Raw genomic sequence first — 18,216 nt, forward strand, 5'->3', positions numbered from 1 at the left:
CTGACTATTTGCTCGGCTTGTTGATCAAGAAGACCTGAATGGCTCCAAGAATTGCTCTTTGGAGCTGGCCTCCCGATATCTTTGCCTCTGCGCGTGAAAGCGCTCCGCCGCTCTTGTGATCCGCCTCCAGCTGGTGAACGAAATTGCGGACGATAAAGAGCTGAACCTCTCTGCAATCGAACTTTTCATACCCTGCCGGAAGCGTGGCCGGATCGGCTAATGTCGCCTTAAGAGCGTCGTTTGCAGGGCATCCAACGCTGGCGCGCGAGAGCTGGGCTCTTGCATCGAGACGATCGAGAAGGTTGTAGGCGCTCGCATAATACGCCGCGGCTTCCTTGGACACATATGACTGCTCAGCCGCGCCGGCTGACGCCGACGCAAGAAGCTTGGCCGTATCGTCCGAAAACTTATTCAGGCCCTGATCGAACGTATCGTCATAAGGCGCAATGAGCGTGCCACAGGCAGCGAGCGTTAGAAAAAGAAACGCGGCAATAGTCGAACGCAAAAATACGACAGACATACTCCCCCCGAAGTTGCCCGGATGACAGATGATCCTTTTCGTTAAGGAACGGCCCCAAGCGAAGTATGCACAACCATTGAGGGAAGAGCAACTGTTGTAAGCGGATGCTTACGCGCGCCAATAAGCTGCCCAGGACGGCGGCAAGGCGATTGTGGGGAATGTCGCGCAGCACGCGCATCCGATCGTTGCCGAGCCGGGCCCCGCGACAGACCAGGACTGGTCCAGTCCCGCGAAGCCGGCGAACACCAGTATAAATCGGCGGAGGCCATGCAAGGTGCGACGGCGTGAGTGCCGGTCACATCCGCAACACGCGCGCGATGGCGGCGAGCCCGCGCTGCGGCGCCGGCACCCGCGGCGGCCTCGCCTGCCGCGCGCCGGCCGTGCGCGGCAAGCTCCGCTGCCGTATGCACGGCGGCGCGCTCGGATCGGGCGCGCGATGGGGAAACCACAACGCGCACAAGCATGGCGCCTTCACAAAGGAGCGGATCGCGGAGCGAAGGGCGATCCGGGAACTGCTCGATGAGGCAGGAAGACTGCTGGGGGAGATGGTGTCGGGCGATCCGAGGGATCAAACCGCTTAGCAGGCGCGATCTCCGGCTGAAGCAGGCCGTCGCGCCTTGAATGCCGGCATCCCGAGCCCCGCAGCAAGATCAACCGCAATCGGACTGTGTCGCGAAGGACCTGCAAAGGCTGCCCGGCTGCGCAACCGGCGTCTGGCCACATCACCGGGTGCCAGCCGAAAAGCTAGCGCGGCGCGTCTGTCGGATCGACTGCGGAAATCTGCAGCCCTGCCTCATCCAGCGCCTGGGCAATCTGCTTCGCCAGCAGCTTGGCCTCTTCGGTCCCGATCTGCGCGTCGGGATGTCCCTTGAAGAACGCGCAAATGGTCGTGGCGATGATGGTATTCACCTGGTGCAAATCATCCATTTGATGCACGCGAAGTTGCGAACGGATTCACCCGGAAGAGGTGGCGCATCGCGAACGCACAAGAAGAACGGTCAACGCAAGCCAAAGAACGACAGAATGGCTGCGATCACGACGACTAATCCTATCAGGTAAATCAGGCCGTTCATCGGAGTTCTCCTTTTTCGATCGGGTAACTGAATCTATCCGGAGGACGTGAGTCCACCCTTGAGTCCATCCTTGGCGCTGCTCTGCTCCACGAGCTCGAGCTTTTCGAGCTGAACTTCCTTCTCGATGGCCGTCAGAGAGTTGCCGATCCTTTCGACGATCCTGACCAGATCGGCATCGGAGATCTTGAGGCGCTTTCGAACGGACTTGACCTGCTTTGCGTTCGCAAGATCAAGCGTCGTGCGAATGACCCGTGGCGGCCTTGAGCACAGCATGAGCAGGTCTCCTATCTAGAGTAAGAGCGATGATGTCCGTTTTGTTCCGATTCTTCCCGAACAGCGCGGGCGGAGAACTTCGACCGCGTCGGAAGCCCATGCACACAAGCAGAAGTTGACCTAGGCGGCTCCGCCCCTCGATCCGTTGCGGGCCGATGCGTCGCAGCGCCGGTCGTCTCAACCTCGCGGCGCGCTCGCCGCGCCTCGAACGGTTTCGAAGTTGGCGGGCTGCAGCGCGGCTCGTCTCTCCGCGATGGCGTTGCTCAACAGGCCGAGCACCAGACCGAATGCTGCGAGCTCCTCTTCCTCGATCGCGCCGTCGTCGTAGCATTCGAGCGTTTCAGCTATGATGGCGTCGGCCTCGCGCTGCAGAGCCACAAGCTCCTGGTTCGATCCCGCAGTTCGCGCACTGGACACCATGGCCAGGATTCTCTTGCGGTGGTCGTTGGTTTCCTCTCTTTCGTCGCGATTCAAATAGCGACGCAACCACGCGGCGGCCGAGCCGATCCCGGAGAGAAGCAGCAACCCGAACCAGAAGAAATCGCCGTATCGGTCGAGGAAGGTACGTTCGTTGCCGTCGATGACAGCCGCCGCTCCCCGATGCACCGGCAGCTCCGTGTCCTTGTCGACATCAGGCTTGATAATATGCGCAGCACCCGGGACCTGTCTTGCAATCGCCTGGCGAACGGCAAAGAGCTGGCGGAAAAAGGCGGCGACTGTCGTTTCAGGCAGGGACTTTCTCGCGACGATGAGGTGGCTGACGCTGACCGTTTCAACCTTGTCACCCGGCCAGGCCGGATCCGCATTGAAGACGCTGGGCGGAATTTCCTCCGATTCATACCGCGGATGCTTCAGGGCGATCGCTTCCGATGTCTCGATGGCGAGAAACTTCGGCTCGCCGCGCAGGCGCGCCGTTGCAGCCACGGCATCGGACGTGATTTTGCTGTCGAGCGGCCCGACCGCCATGAATGCATCGATGGTGAGATCGCGTGCCAGCTCCTCGGTCTGGTCCGTGCCGAAATGTGTCACGACGACCTTGTCCGCCTCCACTCCGGAGGCGCTCAGGATGACGCGTAGCAATGCGGCGTTTACCGGGGTCCGGCCGATCACGCCGACGCGGCGCCCTGCGAGATCGGCGACCTCCTTGATTCTCGGCGAGGGCTTTCTTTTCGAGCTCTTGCCGGCAGGTCCAGACGGAGCCCACAGCACGACGAAGTTCTTGCGCACGACGGCGACGGTCTGTGCCTCGGCGGGCATGTCCAGATCGCCGCGGCCGACGGCAAGGTCGGCCTTGCCCGCCCCAAGCAGGGCGAGGGACTCCACCGCCCCGTCGGTTTTGACGGGAAGCAGCCTGACAGTTCGGCTTTCGCTCGCGAAGGTGTCGGCCATCGCCTGAATGACTTTGTAGTCATCGCTGCCGGACGGTCCAACGGCGATCCGGAGAGTGTCCGGCCGCAACGCATAATAGAGCGCGCCGGCTGCGGCGGCAAAAATGAGAAATCCAACGGCGAGGACCAACAGTAAGGAATTGCTCCTTCTCCGCTCGCGGCGGGCCGCTTCACTGGTCGTTTTACTCGTACTCTCGGACGAAGACATGGCCGCAGCCAACCGCAGATCGTGGTTCTCCCTGCTCCGCAGGATACCACGTTTTCCCGGGAACAATCTCTGGCAGCCGGCCTGGTCCGTACCGCGAACGGTGACGAGGATCGCGATTGCGTTGGTTCGGCCCAGGGCGCCGCTTCAGTTCATGGCGTTGCCTTTCAATCGTGTAACGTTTCCGTGCCTTTGCGGCTCCCGCAGCAGCGTGCGGGTTGAAAAGCTGGCGGGCCCGGAACTTCCCGAGCCAGCACCACTTTGAATTCAGCAAACGGAAGAATTCGCCATGGCCTCCGAAACGGAACTTAAATTCCGCGTTGCGCCGCAAAAATTGTCGCCAGTGTTGCGGACGGGCGGTTTGAGTGGGCGGCGCGGCGACCAGTCCGAGCAGTCGCTCGTGTCGACCTACTACGATACGACCAAGCACAAGCTCAGGCGCCATGGCCTGACGCTGCGCGTCCGCAAGATCGAGGGGCGCTACGTGCAGACCGTGAAAGCCGGCAGCACGGGTGGCGTGAAGCGGGGCGAATGGGAGCACGAGGTTTCCGGTGCACGTCCCGACCTGAACAAGACGGGACACACGCCGCTCCGGGATCTTGCGACGCGAAAGCTTCCTCGCAAGCTGAAGCCGGTCTTCCAGACCGACATTCATCGCCTGGCTCAGGCGCGACGCGTCCGGAAGAGCCAGATCGAACTAGCGGTCGACCGTGGCCGCATCAGCGCCGGCCACCGGTCGCGGCCCGTCGCCGAGTTGGAGCTGGAGCTGAAGTCCGGGCATGTCGCGGACCTGTTCCGCCTTGCCCGCGATCTCGAACGCAAAACCGGGGCGGAGCTCGATCTGCGTTCGAAATCCGAGCGCGGCTACCTGCTCGTCGCGGGCAGTGGCGGCGGCGCACAGCACGCCGAGCCGATCGCGCTGGATGACGGACTCTCACCGCGCGAGGCGTTCCGCGTCATCGCGCATTCGACGTTGCGTCAGGTCACCGCGAATGCCGATCCGGTGCGTGAGATGGACGCCGAAGGGATTCATCAGATGCGGGTCGGCCTGCGGCGTCTGCGTGCGGCCATCTCGCTGTTCGCTGATATCCTTCCGCGGACGAGCACCGCGCGGATCAAGGCCGAGCTGAAATGGCTCACGAGCGAGCTGGCGCCGGCGCGTGAAATCGACGTATTCCTGAACGAGAGCATCCGGCCGATCACCGAACGGGACGTGCCGCGACGCGGCGCCCGCGCGATCCGCAAGAGGTTCTCCCGGCAACGGGTGGCGGCATTCGAGCGGGCACGCGATGCGGTCATGTCGGCGCCTTACCGCCGCCTGCTGATCGACGTGATCGAGTGGATCGGAGGCGGACGGCCCCACGGCGATGATGACCGTTCGATCGCCGCTTACGCCGCGGAGTTGCTCGACCGGCGCATCAGGAAGGCGCGAAAGGAGGGCAAGCGCCTGCACGATCTGGATCCGATGCGGCGCCACAAGCTGCGGATAAAGATCAAGAAGATCCGCTACGCCGTCGATTTCTTCGAAAGCCTCTACGCTGATCGCGACCGCAAGGAGCTTGCAGCCCTGTCCGACCGCCTGAAGCAGATTCAATCCGCGCTCGGATCGCTGAACGACTTCATGGCGCACCGCGAGCTGGCAACGGAGGCGGCGCTGACGGCGCCGCCTGCGCACCGCCGCGCCCAGGCCTTCGCATCGGGCGTCGTCGTCGGCCAGGAACGCGAGGCCGCTGACGGCCTGATGAAGGACGCAACGAAGCAGCTGAGCAGGTTGCGCCGGCTGCGCGCGATGCCGAGCGCGCGAGCGTAGGAGGGCCGGCATGGCAACTGACATCGCTTGGGTCGGCAACTGGCGAAATCAGTTCGGCTCCATCTTGCCCATCACTGACGATGCGAACCGTCAGCAAAAAGGGGCCCGCGAACGGCGACGATCAGCAACGTCGTGCTCGCGCGGGCCCTGAGGTAGCCGACGACGAACCGCCGGCTGCCTGTATCTCGTCTTTCCGCGCGCTGATCCCGAGACGCCACAATCCGGAATGAGGGGGTCGCGCTGCCGCCATTGGCGCCCGCCTCGTCATCATGTACGCCCATCCAAACCTTCCGGGACGGGACGCCCATGGCCACCACCGACGACGCGGGCACCGCCACCCGCACGCTGATCTTTGCACTTCTCGCGCTCGCCTGCGGCCATATGCTCTCGACCTTGTTGCGCACTATTCCCGCCGTCAGCCTCGACCTCATGGCCGCGGATTTCCACATCGAGCCGCAAGCCCTCGCCAGCCTCACCTCGATCTATCCTTTCGCCTTTGCCGCAGCGCAGATCCCGGTCGGGGCGGCGATGGACCGGTTTGGCGTGCGGCCGGTGTCGCTGAGCCTGCTCGCGGGGACCGTACTCGGCGCGGTGGCGTCGGGCTTTGCCACGGGGGCTGCGAGCTTTGCGGTCGGGCAGTTCATGCTGGGCGTTGCCACGTCCGGCATGCTGATGTGCCCGATGACGCTGGCGGCCAAGCAATTGTCGGCGGGCCGCTTCGGGCTGTGGTCGGGCGCGATCCTCTCGATCGGCAATATCGGCATGCTGCTGTCGTCGAGCCCGCTCGCCTTCGTGGTCGACGTTTACGGCTGGCGCGCCGGGTTCTGGATGTCCGCGGCTGGCGGCGTTGCAGTCGCGCTCGCCGTGTTCGCGCTGGTGCCGCAGCAGCCGGCCGAGCACAAGGACGATTCCTCGCCGTTGTCACAGATGATCGAGGTGCTCAGGCTCGGCCTCTCACGTCCCTTACGCGGGCTGATTGCGCTCGCGCTGGTGTCGCTGGCAACCTCGCTGGTGCTGCGCGGCCTGTGGGGCGGACCGTGGCTGATGGACGTCAAGGGCTTGTCGCGGGTCGAGGCCGGCAATCAGCTCGGCGCGTTCACCCTGGCGATGATCGCAGGGCCCCTGTGCATCGGCATGATCGATCGCAGGCTCGGCCGGCGCCGCGCGCTGGTGGCAGGCTCGCATATGGCCGGGGCGCTGTTGCTGGCGCTGATGGCGCTCGGGGCGCCACATTACCCCGTGTCCGTTTTGTTCGGCGTGCCCGTGATGCCGCCGCAATACGACCTCGTTCTGTTTGTGCTGATCGGCCTTGCGACCTCCGCCCAGCCGCTGCTGTTCGGGATGTCGCGGCAGCTGGTCGACGCGCAGACTACGGGCAAGGCGCTGGCGGCCGTGAACCTCGCCTTCTTCCTCGGCGCGGCGCTGGTGCAGTCGGTGACCGGCGCGGTGGCGGCGCTCGCGGGATTGCCGGCGGTGCTGCTGTTCATGGCAGCGATGCTGGCAATCGGCGTGCTGGTCTTCCTGGCCTATACGCTGCCGCTACGCGGGACGGGCTGAGCGCTTCGCTCAACCCCATCCTTCCACGCTCTCAGAGCGCTCCCGCGGCCGAGCTCAGTACCTGGCGACGACCGGCCCGCCGAAGCGATAATTGACCCTGAGGGCCGCTTGCTCGACGGTCAGCCGCGAGCTTGACGTCCCCGTCGCGAAAACGCCGCCGAACCCATCGGGAACGGTGAAGGCGACGCTGCGGCGGCCGAAGTCGGTGTAGCGATATTCGCCGGCCAGGCTCCAGTTCGGGGTGAACGCCCACTCGATGCCTCCGCCGACGGTCCAGCCCCAGCGCGTGGTCGAGCCGTTCGTTGCCGTGAACGTTCCCGCCGGAATGCCGATACCCGGGCCGTTGACGACGGTGGTCCTGGAACCGCCGATCTCCGCAACGGCGGCGCCGCCGGTGACGTAGAACAGCGCCCGGTCCACCGTGACGCCGGCGCGGCCGCGGAAGGTGGCCATCCAGTCGATGTGACCGAAATCGACCGTCACCGTCTGCGTCACCGGCGGCGCAAATGTCGGAGCGCCGAAGGTACGCGACGCGCTGCCGCTGCTGCCGTTCAAGCCGGTGCCGACCACGTCGGCTTCCACGCCGAGCACGAACTGCTGGACCTGCCAATTGTATCCGATCTGGCCGCCGCCGATGACACCGCTGTGGCGGCCGTCACCGGGAATGGTGCCCCTCTGTTCGGGAACAATCGTCAGCACGGGTGCGACCGGGGGCGGCACGCCGAAAGCGGGAAACAGCGGTCCGAAATCGCTGTCACCGCTGCCGGGAGTCCAGGCGCCGCCGACATTGGCGCCGACATAGAAGCCGGTCCAGCTGAAGATCTGCGCAGCGACCGGCACGGGTCTCGCCTTGACTGCCATATCCGCGGCATTTGCCGCCACGACACCGAACAATAAGGCACTACCCGCAACGGCCGCGATCCGCATCGTCGTCCCCAACATTTCGGCAAGTGTCGGCGTGCCGCGGCGCCAAGAAACACCCTTAAGTTAGAAGCGAATCGCAGCCGACGCTGTCACCTGACAGCAACATCCGGACACATTGTGTTCGCGCGACGCGACGCCGCCTGCGGGACCATGCGCGCATGGCAACGCAGCTCCGTCCTTCATGCGTCGAGGCCGCCTTGCACAACGGCGTGCTGCAAGGGATGCTAGCAAGCATCGCGCATCAAGGGAATGAACTCATGCCTGTCGACACTAAAGCCGCCACCGACCGCCTCATGCGCTTCCTCGCCGTCGAGGGCGTGACCGGACAGGAGGCGGCGATCGGGCGAGAGATCACCGCCGCATTGAAGGAGAGCGGCGTGGCGGCGAAGGCGATCCGGCTCGACGATGCCAACACCCGCATTCCCGTGCCGACCGAGACCGGCAACCTGATCGTCGACCTGCCCGGCCGCGGCGCGCTGCACAACCAGCCGCGCATCATGTTCATGACCCACATGGACACCGTGCCGCTGTGTGCCGGGGCCAAGCCGAAGAAATCGGGCCGCAAAATCGTCAACTCCGCCAAGACCGCGCTCGGCGGCGACAATCGCTGCGGCTGTGGCGTGCTGGTGACGCTGGCGGCCGAGCTCGAGAAGCACAAGCTCGACCATCCCCCGATCACGCTGTTGTTCTGCGTGCGCGAGGAGAGCGGGCTCTATGGCGCGCGCCATGTCAAGCTGGACGAGCTCGGCTCGCCCGTGATGGCCTTCAATTATGACGGCGGCTCGGCCTCCAACGTCATCATCGGTGCCGTCGGCGCCGACCGCTGGACCGTCGAGATCATGGGGCGCGCCTCGCACGCCGGCGTCGCGCCCGAGCGCGGCATCTCCTCGACCATGATCATGGCGCTCGCGCTTGCCGAGGTGAAGGCCGGCGGCTGGTTCGGCAAAGTGGTGAAGGGCAAGCGGCAAGGCACCAGCAATGTCGGTCCCGTCACCGGCGGCGAGGGCCGCCCCGCAGGCGACGCCACCAATGTCGTCACCGACTACGTGCATGTCCGTGGCGAAAGCCGCAGCCATGACGGAAAGTTCTTCAAGGAGATCACCAAAGCCTACAAGGCCGCGTTCGAGAAGGCGGCCAAGAAGGTGACGAATGCGCAGGGCAAATCCGGCAAAGTCAAGTTCAAGGCCGAGACCGACTATTATCCGTTCCGCATGAAGGACAGCCAGCCCGTCATCAAGCGCGCGGTCGAGGCTGTTTCCGCGGTCGGCGGCACGCCGAACGTCCGCACCGCCAATGGCGGCCTGGATGCCAACTGGATGGTCCGCCACGGCATTCCGACCGTGACCTTTGGCGCCGGCCAGAACGAGGCGCACACGATCGACGAATGGATCAATCTCGACGAATACGACCGCGCCTGCGCGCTGGCCGTGCAGCTTGCGACGATGCGGTGAGGCAAGGGCGGAGGGTGGGTTAGCTAGCGGCTGCGCGAAGCGCAGTCCGCTGGCGTAACCCACCTCTTTACTTTCCGCGCCGACAGAAGTGGTGGGTTACGCCGAGCACATGCGCTTTGCGCATCTGCTCGGCTAACCCACCCTACGAAACAAAAACAAAAAGGGAGGCCACATGCCGCACATCGCAAATATCGAGACCGGGCTCTACCGGATCCCCCTCCCCGTCACGCTCTCCGACTCCACGCATGGCGAGATCGCGGCGTTCGAGCTGATCACCTGCCGCATCCGCGATGCCGACGGCGCCGAGGGCGTCGGCTACACCTACACCGTGGGCCGTAACGGCGGCGCCGTCGCCGACATCCTCAAGCGCGAGATCCCGGCACTGATCGAAGGACGCGAGGCCGACGATACCGAGGCGATCTGGCATCACGTCTGGTGGGCGCTGCATTATGGCGGCCGTGGCGGGCCCGTGGTGCTGGCGCTCTCGGCGCTCGACATCGCGCTGTGGGATTTGAAGGCGCGGCGCGCCAAGCTGCCGCTGTACCAATTGCTCGGCGGATTCGATGCGCGCGTGCCGTGCTATGCCGGCGGCATTGACCTCGATCTCTCCGTGGAGGCGCTGCTCAAGCAGACCGACGGCAATCTCGCCAAGGGCTTTCGCGCCATCAAGATGAAGGTCGGCCGGCCCGATCTCAAATCCGACGTCGCGAAGGTCTCCGCAATGCGACAGCACCTCGGCGACGGTTTTCCGCTGATGGTGGACGCCAACATGAAATGGACGGTCGAAGAGGCGATCCGCGCCGCCCGGGCCTTCGTTCCCTACGACCTCACCTGGCTCGAGGAGCCGATCATCCCCGACGACGTCGCCGGCCACGCGCGCATCTTGCAAGCAGGCGGCGTTCCGATCGCGGCGGGCGAGAATTTGCGCTCGCTGTGGGAGTTCAAGAGCTACATCGCCAGTGGCGCGGTGTCCTATCCCGAGCCTGACGTCACCAATTGCGGCGGCGTTTCCGCCTTCATGAAGATCGCGCGGCTGGCAGAGGCCTTCAACCTGCCCGTCACCAGCCACGGCGCGCACGACATTACCGTGCACCTGCTCGCGGCCTGCCCGAACCGATCCTATCTGGAGGCGCACGGCTTCGGGCTCGACAAATATATCGCGCACCCGCTGGTGCTGCAGGAGGGCAAGGCGCTGGCTCCGGACCGACCCGGGCACGGCATCAGCTTCGACTGGGCGGGGCTGGCGAAGCTGGTGCCTTAGACTCGGTGTCCTAACCTCTCCTGGGAGAGGTCGCGCCGAAGGGCGCGGGTGAGGACTTTCTCCTCGTTGGGAATCCCACCGCGGAGGCACCCCCACCCCGACCCTCCCCCCGCAAGCGGGAGAGGGGGCGCATCTTTTCCCGCGGCACCGTCGAACCTGATCTCACGCCGACGAAGCGCGTTGCTGCACGCGAGGCATTCCAAGGCGCTTGATGCGGGGCGCGGATAATCCGCTATGGTGGCGGCAACCAACACTTTGCGAAAGATCCCCCCGCCTTGACCCCCGAGCTGCACCAGAAACTGACCGCGTGGCGCCGGCACCTTCACGCGCACCCGGAGCTGTCGCTCCAGGAGAAGGAGACCGCCGCCTTCGTGCAGGACAAGCTCACCGAGCTCGGGATTCCCTTCGAGGCGGGCATTGGCGGCCACGGCATCGTCGCGACCTTGACGCGCGGGCACGCACGCAGCCGCGTCGGCTTGCGCGCTGACATGGATGCGCTGCCGATCACCGAAGATACCGGGCTTGCCTACGCCTCCAGGACATCAGGCGTGATGCATGCCTGCGGCCATGACGGACACACCGCCTCGCTGCTCGGCGCCGCTGCGCTGCTCGCCGCTGACAGCAGCTGGAGCGGCACGGTCGATTTCATCTTCCAGCCGGCCGAGGAAGGCTTTGGCGGCTCGCGCGCGATGGTCGCGGCCGGACTGTTCGACCGCTTTCCGATGGAACGGGTGTTTGGCTTTCACAATTGGCCGGGCCTTGCCGCCGGCACCATCGCCGTGCATGACGGCGTCGTCATGGCCTCCGGCGGACGCATCACCATCACCATCGAGGGCCATGCAGGCCACGCCGGCATGCCGCATCTGACGCGCGATCCGGTGATGGCGGCGGGCCATCTGATCGTGGCGCTGCAATCGATCGCCTCGCGCAGCGTCGATCCGCTCGACACCGCCGTGCTGTCGCTCTGCACCATCGAGGGCGGCACCGCGCCGAACCAGATCGCCGGTCGCGTGACCATTCGCGGCACGCTGCGGTACCATCGCGAGGCAGTCAAGCACGTCATCCTCGACGGCATCGAACGGACCTGCGCCGGGATCGCGACCAGCTTTGGCATCAAGGTGACGCCCGAAATCGTCTGGGGTGTCGGCGTCGTGGTCAACACGCCTGATGAGGCCGCCCTTGCGCGCATCGCCGCCGAGAAGGTGCAGGCCGAGGTGCGGCGCGACCTCGCGCCCAGCATGGCCGGCGAGGATTTTGCCCACTATCTCCAGCAGCGGCCGGGCGCCTTCGTCTGGATCGGCAATGGCGAACTGCGCGACGGCGCCGAGCTGCACGGCCCGCGCTACGATTTCAACGACGCGATTCTGCCGGTGGCGTCGAGCTGGATGGCGGAAGTCGCCAAGGCGGCGCTGGCGTCGAACTAGTTCACGAAATCTCGCGCGGCAGCTTCCAATCCGACCGCGGCGCGAAGTTCTCCTCGACGGGCGCCACGTGATATCCGGCAGGGAGAAGCCGGCCGCCCTCCTCGTCTGCGACCGGAACGTCGGTCACGAGGCCTTCGATCAAGGCGGCTTCCCACACCTCCTTCTCGGTCGGAAAGGGATCGCCGATCTGCTTGTTGCCTTCGAACAGCGCGTACATCGGTTCCGGTCCTTGCGTTGGCGGGTTCACCAGCAACGTATCGGCTGCCTGGACGTTCCTCTCCGGCAAAGGCAACGGAGGGCACGGAAACAATGGCGCGCGTTCTGGTCGGAACTTCGGGCTGGCATTACGACTCCTGGCGCGGCCCGTTCTTTCCTGAAGGCGTGACGCTGAAGCAGCAGCTTAGCTATTACGCCGGACAGTTCGACACCACGGAGCTGAACGGCGTGTTCTACCGCACGCCGACGCCTGAAGCGGTGAAAGGCTGGCGCGAGCAGACCGGCCGCGATTTCGTGTTCGCCTGGAAGGCATCAAAATTCATCACGCACTGGAAGCGCCTGTCGGAGCGCTCCGTCAACAGCCTCGAGCTGCTGGAGGACCGCATCTCACGGCTTGGCGGCAAGGCCGGCCCGATCCTGTTCCAGCTGCCGCCGCAATTCCAGGCGGATGCGGACCGCCTCGCCTCCTTCTTCAAGCTGTTGTCGCGGAAACGGCGTTACAGCTTCGAATTCCGGCATCCGAGCTGGTATCAGCCGCGCATCCTCAAAATGCTGGCGGACGAGAACATCTCGCTGTGCCTATCCGACCATCACGATGCACCCGCGCCATGGAAGCGCACGGCGGATTTCGTCTATGTCCGCGGGCACGGCCCGGGCGGGCGCTATCACGGGCACTATACCAGGGCGGCGCTGGCGCAATGGGCGAAGCGCATCAAGTCGTGGAAGCGGCAAGGCTGCGACGTCTATGTCTATTTCGACAACGACCAGAAGAGCGCGGCACCCGCGGACGCCAAGGCGTTGAAGCAGCTGCTCTAGATGACACGGCTTTGCCGAAGCGCCGCGATCGCAGCCTCGTCATAGCCGAGTTCAGCGAGGACGTGATCGGTGTGCTCACCGAGCGTCGGCGGGCGGCTCGCGATCTCGCCCGGCGTTTCCGACAACCTGACGGCGGCACGCGTCACCGGGGCGGGCCTCGGCAGGCCGGGATAATCGACGTCCTGCATGAAGCCGGCGGCGCGGATGTGCGGATGATCCAGCGCCTGTTGCGGTGAGAGGACCGGCCCGGTCGGGATCATGGCCTGGCCCAGCGCATCGACGGCTTCCTGCGTGGTGCGCCCGGCGCACCAGCGCGCCATCCGCTCGCTGATGATGGCGCCGTTGTTGCCGCGGCTGATGTCATCGGCAAAGCGAGGATCGTTCAGCCACACCTCCTCCTCGCCCATCAGCCTCGCCCAGCGCTTGAACAGCGGATGTCCCGTGACCTGGCACAGCACCCAGCCGTCCCGGGTGCGGTAGATGTCGGCGGGCGCTGCGGTCTGGCCGAGATTGCCCGTCGGCACGCGATTGACGTTGATGACAGCCTGCTCGATCAGCGTCGCGTTGGTGAAGGACAGCGCGGTTGCGAGCAGCGCGCCTTCGACGACCTGCCCGCGCCCTGATTTGCCGCGCTCGATCAGCGCGGCGAGCGTGCCGAACGCGCAGTGCAGCGCGGTGCCGAAATCGACCCAGTTCACCGCGGCGCGGTACGGCGGCTCGCCGGTGCCCGTCATGTAGACCGATCCCGACATCACCTGCCCGACGCCGTCGAAGCCGACCCGGTCGGACCAGGGGCCCGGCCCGCCGAACGCGGTTGCGGTCGTCAGGATGATGTCGGGCTTGATCGCCTTCAAGGACTCGTAGTCGAGCTTCATCGCGCGCAGGGTTTGCGGCGGCAGGTTGGCGACGACGACGTCCGCGGTCGCAACCAGGCGGCGCATCACCTCCTGCCCTTCCGGCTTCATCGGATCGAGCGTGATGCACTTCTTGTTGCGGTTGACCTGGAGGAACAACGCGCCCTCGCCGCCTTCGCCGACCGGCGCGACGAACCGATCCTCGCTGCCCTCGCGTTTCTCCACGCGAATGACCTCGGCGCCGAATTCGGCCAGCAATGTCGCGCAATAGGGCCCTGCGATATAGCGCCCGAAATCGAGCACGCGCACGCCCTCCAGAACTCCTCCCATCGATTCCTTCCCTGCGCCGTTTGCCTGGTGTTTTCGCCAGATTACAGGGACTGGCTGCCACGGCAAGATCGCAGGGCGCATGGGCCTTTGCCGCCGGGCCCGCGGGCCCGCAACCAGACGATCGGCGCGAGCTGATCGTCTCGCTGACCCCAGCCGGTCGCGCGCTTTATCGCAAGATCGTGCCCTACGCGCTGGCGCGGGAGACGAAGCTGCTTGGGGCGCTAACCGCCGAAGAAGTGGCGGTGCTCGACCGGGTCGATGCGCAAATTGTCGGCGGCGTTGGCGTAGCTTCTTCCCTTCAGCCCCACTTCATCTCGCCCTTGGCGACCTTGGAGCCGATATCGAGCGCGACGCCCATGCCGAGATTCGGGAAGCGCGCTTCCATGGCCGCCTTCAGCGCAGCGCTGTCAGCGGCCTTCGCCAGCTCTTCGTCGAATGCGAGCAGATATGTCCTGGTATGCTCGACAGCGGAAAGATCGACGGCGACGCCCGCTGCCATGTGACCGGGCACGACGAGGGACGGCTTGCGAGCCGCGATCTTGTCGAGGTTGGCGATCCAGGCTGCGCGCTGCTCCCTGGTCGGGGTATCGGCGGTCCAGACATGCACCCCGGAGAAGATCATCACGCCACCGAACACGGCATTCAGGGACGGAACGAAGACATAGCGGCGGTTGGCGAGACCTTCGGCGTTGACGATTTCGATCGCCTCGCCGTCAACACCAAGAGAAGCCTCGTCGAAAGCTTCCGGCAGCACGACATCGGCAAGCGTCTGCGGACCGTTCTCCTTGAGCTGCGGTCCCCAGACGGCGAGCTTCTTCTCCACATTCGCCTTGATGGCCGCGAGCGTCGCGGACGCCGCCAGCACCTTGGCATTCGGGAAAGCCTCCCGCACCGGCTTCAGGCTGAAATAATAGTCCGGATCGGATTGGCTGATATAGATGGTGGTGAGCTTCTTGCCGCTCGCCTTGATCGCCTCGACGAGCGCGCGTCCGTCCGGATAGGAGAAGCCGCCGTCGATCAGCACCGCCTCGGTCGGACCGGAAAGCAGGACGGGCGCACGGAAAAATCCGTTGGGGCCTGCGGGAAAATGTTTCCAGCTCAGCTTGGCCTCCGCGGCATGACCGACGTCGGCGGCTGCGAATAATGCGGCAGCACCCGCGGCAAGGCTGGTCTTCATGATCTGTCTCCTCGACAACATGGCTCTCTCCATCGAACTCTGCAGGGAAAATCGGTTTGGGTGATCAGGCGGCACGGAGTTGTGCGGCCAGCAGATCGAACCGCCCGAACAGCATGCTGCCGTCGAGCAGCCTCCGCCCGACGCCCTCGCCGACCACCAAGGCCGGCACGCCACCGGCCCCAAATCGCGTCATGTCGGCGCGCGCGGCCGCGATCCGCGTCTGGTAAGCCGCGATCAATGCCTCGTCAGGCGCCCGCACGCGCCGTGCCGCATCGGTCAGTTGCGCGCCCTCGAGCACGTCGGCGACGATTTGAAGGCTGGAATTGTCGCGGCCATCGACATAGCGGGCGCGCTGCAAGAGCTTGAGCGCCTCGAGCTCACGGATGGGGTCAGTGAGACCCACGGCGACGACGCCAAGGGTCGCCGCCGCCGAGTCGAACAGACTGCCGGTATTGCCGAGAATGCCAGTGCGATAGGCCTCACTGAACGGCTGGCCGGTCAACCGCGCGATGCGCTGGTCGTTCTGCCAGGCATAGGCGGCAAAATGCTGGTCCATGGTCCGCGCCGCAGGGCCCGCAAACAGGCCGGTCGGTGCCAGCACCAGCGTCACATCGCCGTGCGCGGCAAGCTGCTCCAGCACCGGCGAGGCGCCGTAGCACCAGCCGCAGAGAGGGTCGAAGAGATAGGTGATTTGCATGATGTCGGGCCGCCAATGTTCGATGCAGAGAAACCTAGCGGCCGATCATTATTTGATAAATATCAGATAATGGTACATATTGTTTGTTATTAGCTAACAATGGCGACAACCGCGTGGAAGCGATCAACCTCAACCGCCTCGCTTATTTCGCAGCCGTGGTCGATGCCGGCTCGTTCACACGCGCTGCCGAGCGCCTCGGCATCACCAAGACCGTCGTCAGCCAGCAGGTCGCACGGCTCGAAGCGGAATTGAAAACGGCCTTGCTGCTGCGGACCACCAGGAGGGTCGAGCCGACCGAAGCCGGCCGGTTGCTGCATGCCCGTTGCGTCATGATTCTGCGCACGGCGGAAGATGCCGTGGACGAACTCGCCCAGACCAACGCCGAGCCGATGGGCATGCTGCGGATCGCCGCGCCGAACGACTATGGCGCAACGATGATCGCGCCGCTGGCGGCGAAGTTTGCGCGCAAATATCCCGCTTGCAGTGTCGAGCTGATCCTGTCGGACACGCGAACGGACCTCCTCGCCAACCAGATCGACCTGTCGATCCGGGTCGGCTGGCTGAACGATTCAAGTCAGCAGGCCAGGCGGATCGGATCGTTTCGGCAATTGCTGGTGGCCGCGCCGGACGTGGCCGCGGCGTTCCGGAGCAAGACGCCCGACGCGCTTGCGGCTCTGCCGTTCATCGCCAACGGCGCGCTCGACGAGCCGCTGGTCTGGCGCTTCACCAGACGCGATATCGACAGCCGCACGATCCGCATGCGGCAGTCGATCTCGATCAACACGACGCCTGCGGTGCTGGGCGCAGCCCTCGCCGGCGGCGGGCTCTGCGTGTTGCCCGACTATTTGGCCGCGGAGCATTTGAAATCCCGTCGGCTGGTCCATGTCCTGCCGTCCTGGAGCTTGCCGACCGGCGGCATCCATGCCGTGTACCCCGCAGCCCGGTTCCGGCCGCCGAAGATCACGGCGTTCGTGGCCATGCTGGTGCAGGAAGGCCGCACGCTCGCCAGCAAATTTCCGGAATGAAAAAATTTCCGGAATGACACATGCGCGCCTGTTCACGCCGCCGATCGATCCGGCAGGCCGCCCCGCAGGGCGTCAAGCAGGCGCTGCTCGCGCTCGATCCGGGCGCGGTAGAGCTCGCGTTCGCTCTCGCTTCTGGCACCGGCCAGCAACACGCGATAGTGCCCGATTACTTTCTCGCTGCCGCTGATGAGGAGGTTGCGGACGTCACTCATCGTTCCGCTCCGGTCGTGGCAATCGGCGATGGCGAGTTCGGAACGGTGAATGCGGCCGGGAAGGCATTGGCGGCGAGAGCCTCGAGCGCGGTCTGCTCCTCGGCGAGGCGTCGTTCGATAAACTGGCGCTCAATGTCCGACAGCTCAGTCTTGAGCAAACGTCGATAACGAGAGAGGTTGTTGCGGTGCGCGCGGATACGGGCGAAATCCTGATCGAGCATCGTCGTCACTCCTGACGGTCTTTCACGGTCCTTTTCGAATTAGCGGTGTCGGAAGAAGCATCTTCCGGCGCAAAAAATATTCAGACCTGTTTTCCTGTCAAGACCCTTCTCGCCGCTTCCCGGACGCCGCCCGGGGGCCACCGAAAAAATTTTGCGCGTCCCTCTTGCAAGGGCCTTGCGGCGCTCTAAGTCGTTTTTCGCCGCGAGAGCGGTGTGCCGGATGCCCGATCGGGTCCGGCGCGGGCGCCGGGCCGGGTCTTCGGATCTTCCCGATTCCTGACTGGCGCTCCTTCGTATCCATCTTGCTCTTTGGAGGACTTGGTATGAGGACCACCTTTGACTTCGCGCCGCTGTGGCGCTCCACCATCGGCTTCGACCATCTGGCCGACCTCGTCGACAGCACGCTGCGCCAGGCGGGCGAGGACAATTATCCGCCCTACAACATCGAGCGCTCCGGCGAAGACCAATACCGGATCACGCTGGCCGTGGCGGGCTTTGGCGTCAACGACATCAGCGTGACCGCCGAACAGAACGCGCTCACCATCGAGGGCCGGAAGCCGGACAGCGCCACACGCGAATATCTCTATCAGGGTATCGCCGCGCGTCCGTTCCGCCGCGTGTTCAATCTCGCCGACTACGTTCAGGTCAAGCAGGCCGCTTTCCAGGACGGTCTCCTGGTCATCGATCTGCTGCGCGAGATTCCGGAAGCCATGAAGCCGCGCCGAATCCAGATCACGGGTGCTGCGTCACAGCAGATCGAGCAGAAGAAGGCGGCTTAGGCC

20 protein-coding genes are annotated in these 18,216 nt (G+C 64.9%); 9 read left to right on the forward strand and 11 right to left on the reverse strand.

Going from position 1 to position 18,216, the window contains the following annotated elements; genetic code table 11:
* Positions 1 to 4 precede the first annotated feature (4 nt).
* Positions 5 to 520, reverse strand: a complete 516-nt coding sequence (locus RAD04_RS03410) for a hypothetical protein (protein ID WP_461622628.1) — start codon at positions 518 to 520, stop codon at positions 5 to 7.
* A gap of 284 nt (positions 521 to 804) precedes the next feature.
* Between RAD04_RS03410 and RAD04_RS03415 the strand changes: the two genes are divergently transcribed.
* Positions 805 to 1,101 (forward strand): HGGxSTG domain-containing protein, encoded by a 297-nt coding sequence (locus RAD04_RS03415; RefSeq protein WP_461622629.1) that lies wholly within the window; start codon positions 805 to 807, stop codon positions 1,099 to 1,101.
* A gap of 163 nt (positions 1,102 to 1,264) precedes the next feature.
* Here the strand turns inward: RAD04_RS03415 and RAD04_RS03420 are convergent, their stop codons facing one another.
* The 3 genes from RAD04_RS03420 to RAD04_RS03430 all read right to left on the reverse strand — a co-directional run bounded on the left by RAD04_RS03420 (position 1,265) and on the right by RAD04_RS03430 (position 3,462).
* A complete protein-coding gene (locus RAD04_RS03420) occupies positions 1,265 to 1,429 on the reverse strand; it encodes a hypothetical protein (protein WP_461622630.1) in 165 nt (54 codons plus the stop codon).
* A gap of 197 nt (positions 1,430 to 1,626) precedes the next feature.
* On the reverse strand, positions 1,627 to 1,866 hold the full coding sequence (locus RAD04_RS03425) for a hypothetical protein (RefSeq protein ID WP_461622631.1): 240 nt from the start codon (positions 1,864 to 1,866) through the stop codon (positions 1,627 to 1,629).
* Between the two features lie 177 nt (positions 1,867 to 2,043).
* Complete coding sequence (locus tag RAD04_RS03430) at positions 2,044 to 3,462, reverse strand: TAXI family TRAP transporter solute-binding subunit (RefSeq protein WP_461622632.1); 1,419 nt, start codon at positions 3,460 to 3,462, stop codon at positions 2,044 to 2,046.
* Positions 3,463 to 3,748: 286 nt separating this feature from the next.
* Between RAD04_RS03430 and RAD04_RS03435 the strand changes: the two genes are divergently transcribed.
* Both RAD04_RS03435 and RAD04_RS03440 read left to right on the forward strand, forming a co-directional pair.
* Complete coding sequence (locus tag RAD04_RS03435) at positions 3,749 to 5,269, forward strand: CYTH and CHAD domain-containing protein (RefSeq protein WP_461622633.1); 1,521 nt, start codon at positions 3,749 to 3,751, stop codon at positions 5,267 to 5,269.
* A gap of 306 nt (positions 5,270 to 5,575) precedes the next feature.
* The gene (locus RAD04_RS03440) at positions 5,576 to 6,826 is read left to right on the forward strand and encodes an MFS transporter (protein ID WP_461622634.1); all 1,251 of its coding nucleotides are present in this window, start codon (positions 5,576 to 5,578) and stop codon (positions 6,824 to 6,826) included.
* 54 nt (positions 6,827 to 6,880) lie between these two features.
* On the opposite strand, the gene RAD04_RS03445 is transcribed toward RAD04_RS03440, so the two are convergent.
* Positions 6,881 to 7,768, reverse strand: coding sequence for an outer membrane protein (locus RAD04_RS03445; protein ID WP_461622635.1), 888 nt, complete (start codon positions 7,766 to 7,768; stop codon positions 6,881 to 6,883).
* Positions 7,769 to 8,007: 239 nt separating this feature from the next.
* Here RAD04_RS03445 and RAD04_RS03450 point away from each other — a divergent pair, with 239 nt between their 5' ends.
* From RAD04_RS03450 to RAD04_RS03460, 3 genes are all read left to right on the forward strand, one after another.
* Positions 8,008 to 9,201 (forward strand): M20/M25/M40 family metallo-hydrolase, encoded by a 1,194-nt coding sequence (locus tag RAD04_RS03450; protein ID WP_461622636.1) that lies wholly within the window; start codon positions 8,008 to 8,010, stop codon positions 9,199 to 9,201.
* Positions 9,202 to 9,373: 172 nt separating this feature from the next.
* Positions 9,374 to 10,462 carry a mandelate racemase/muconate lactonizing enzyme family protein gene (locus tag RAD04_RS03455; protein ID WP_461622637.1) on the forward strand — a complete coding sequence of 363 codons (1,089 nt, stop codon included), beginning with the start codon at positions 9,374 to 9,376 and terminating at the stop codon, positions 10,460 to 10,462.
* A 275-nt stretch (positions 10,463 to 10,737) separates the two neighbouring features.
* Positions 10,738 to 11,886 carry an amidohydrolase gene (locus tag RAD04_RS03460; RefSeq protein WP_461622638.1) on the forward strand — a complete coding sequence of 383 codons (1,149 nt, stop codon included), beginning with the start codon at positions 10,738 to 10,740 and terminating at the stop codon, positions 11,884 to 11,886.
* Between the two features lies 1 nt (position 11,887).
* On the opposite strand, the gene RAD04_RS03465 is transcribed toward RAD04_RS03460, so the two are convergent.
* Positions 11,888 to 12,103, reverse strand: a complete 216-nt coding sequence (locus RAD04_RS03465) for a hypothetical protein (protein ID WP_461622639.1) — start codon at positions 12,101 to 12,103, stop codon at positions 11,888 to 11,890.
* A gap of 92 nt (positions 12,104 to 12,195) precedes the next feature.
* Here RAD04_RS03465 and RAD04_RS03470 point away from each other — a divergent pair, with 92 nt between their 5' ends.
* Positions 12,196 to 12,918: a DUF72 domain-containing protein gene (locus RAD04_RS03470; protein WP_183712239.1), complete on the forward strand. Its 723-nt coding sequence runs from the start codon at positions 12,196 to 12,198 to the stop codon at positions 12,916 to 12,918.
* Here the strand turns inward: RAD04_RS03470 and RAD04_RS03475 are convergent.
* From RAD04_RS03475 to RAD04_RS03485, 3 genes are all read right to left on the reverse strand, one after another.
* Positions 12,915 to 14,102: a CaiB/BaiF CoA transferase family protein gene (locus tag RAD04_RS03475; RefSeq protein ID WP_461622640.1), complete on the reverse strand. Its 1,188-nt coding sequence runs from the start codon at positions 14,100 to 14,102 to the stop codon at positions 12,915 to 12,917. The two genes, RAD04_RS03470 and RAD04_RS03475, sit on opposite strands and share 4 nt — an antisense overlap.
* A gap of 298 nt (positions 14,103 to 14,400) precedes the next feature.
* Positions 14,401 to 15,300 carry an MBL fold metallo-hydrolase gene (locus RAD04_RS03480; RefSeq protein WP_461622641.1) on the reverse strand — a complete coding sequence of 300 codons (900 nt, stop codon included), beginning with the start codon at positions 15,298 to 15,300 and terminating at the stop codon, positions 14,401 to 14,403.
* 43 nt (positions 15,301 to 15,343) lie between these two features.
* On the reverse strand, positions 15,344 to 15,976 hold the full coding sequence (locus tag RAD04_RS03485) for a DsbA family protein (RefSeq protein WP_461622642.1): 633 nt from the start codon (positions 15,974 to 15,976) through the stop codon (positions 15,344 to 15,346).
* A gap of 113 nt (positions 15,977 to 16,089) precedes the next feature.
* Between RAD04_RS03485 and RAD04_RS03490 the strand changes: the two genes are divergently transcribed.
* A complete protein-coding gene (locus RAD04_RS03490) occupies positions 16,090 to 17,001 on the forward strand; it encodes a LysR substrate-binding domain-containing protein (protein ID WP_461622643.1) in 912 nt (303 codons plus the stop codon).
* 32 nt (positions 17,002 to 17,033) lie between these two features.
* On the opposite strand, the gene RAD04_RS03495 is transcribed toward RAD04_RS03490, so the two are convergent.
* Together RAD04_RS03495 and RAD04_RS03500 are read right to left on the reverse strand one after the other, a co-directional pair.
* Positions 17,034 to 17,213: a hypothetical protein gene (locus tag RAD04_RS03495; protein WP_028143162.1), complete on the reverse strand. Its 180-nt coding sequence runs from the start codon at positions 17,211 to 17,213 to the stop codon at positions 17,034 to 17,036.
* Positions 17,210 to 17,434 carry a hypothetical protein gene (locus tag RAD04_RS03500; RefSeq protein ID WP_461622644.1) on the reverse strand — a complete coding sequence of 75 codons (225 nt, stop codon included), beginning with the start codon at positions 17,432 to 17,434 and terminating at the stop codon, positions 17,210 to 17,212. The genes RAD04_RS03495 and RAD04_RS03500 overlap by 4 nt, the downstream gene beginning before the upstream one ends.
* Positions 17,435 to 17,757: 323 nt before the next feature.
* Here RAD04_RS03500 and RAD04_RS03505 point away from each other — a divergent pair, with 323 nt between their 5' ends.
* Positions 17,758 to 18,213, forward strand: a complete 456-nt coding sequence (locus RAD04_RS03505) for an Hsp20 family protein (RefSeq protein ID WP_461622645.1) — start codon at positions 17,758 to 17,760, stop codon at positions 18,211 to 18,213.
* Positions 18,214 to 18,216 lie beyond the last annotated feature (3 nt).

The organism is Bradyrhizobium sp. 25ACV (assembly GCF_054863005.1).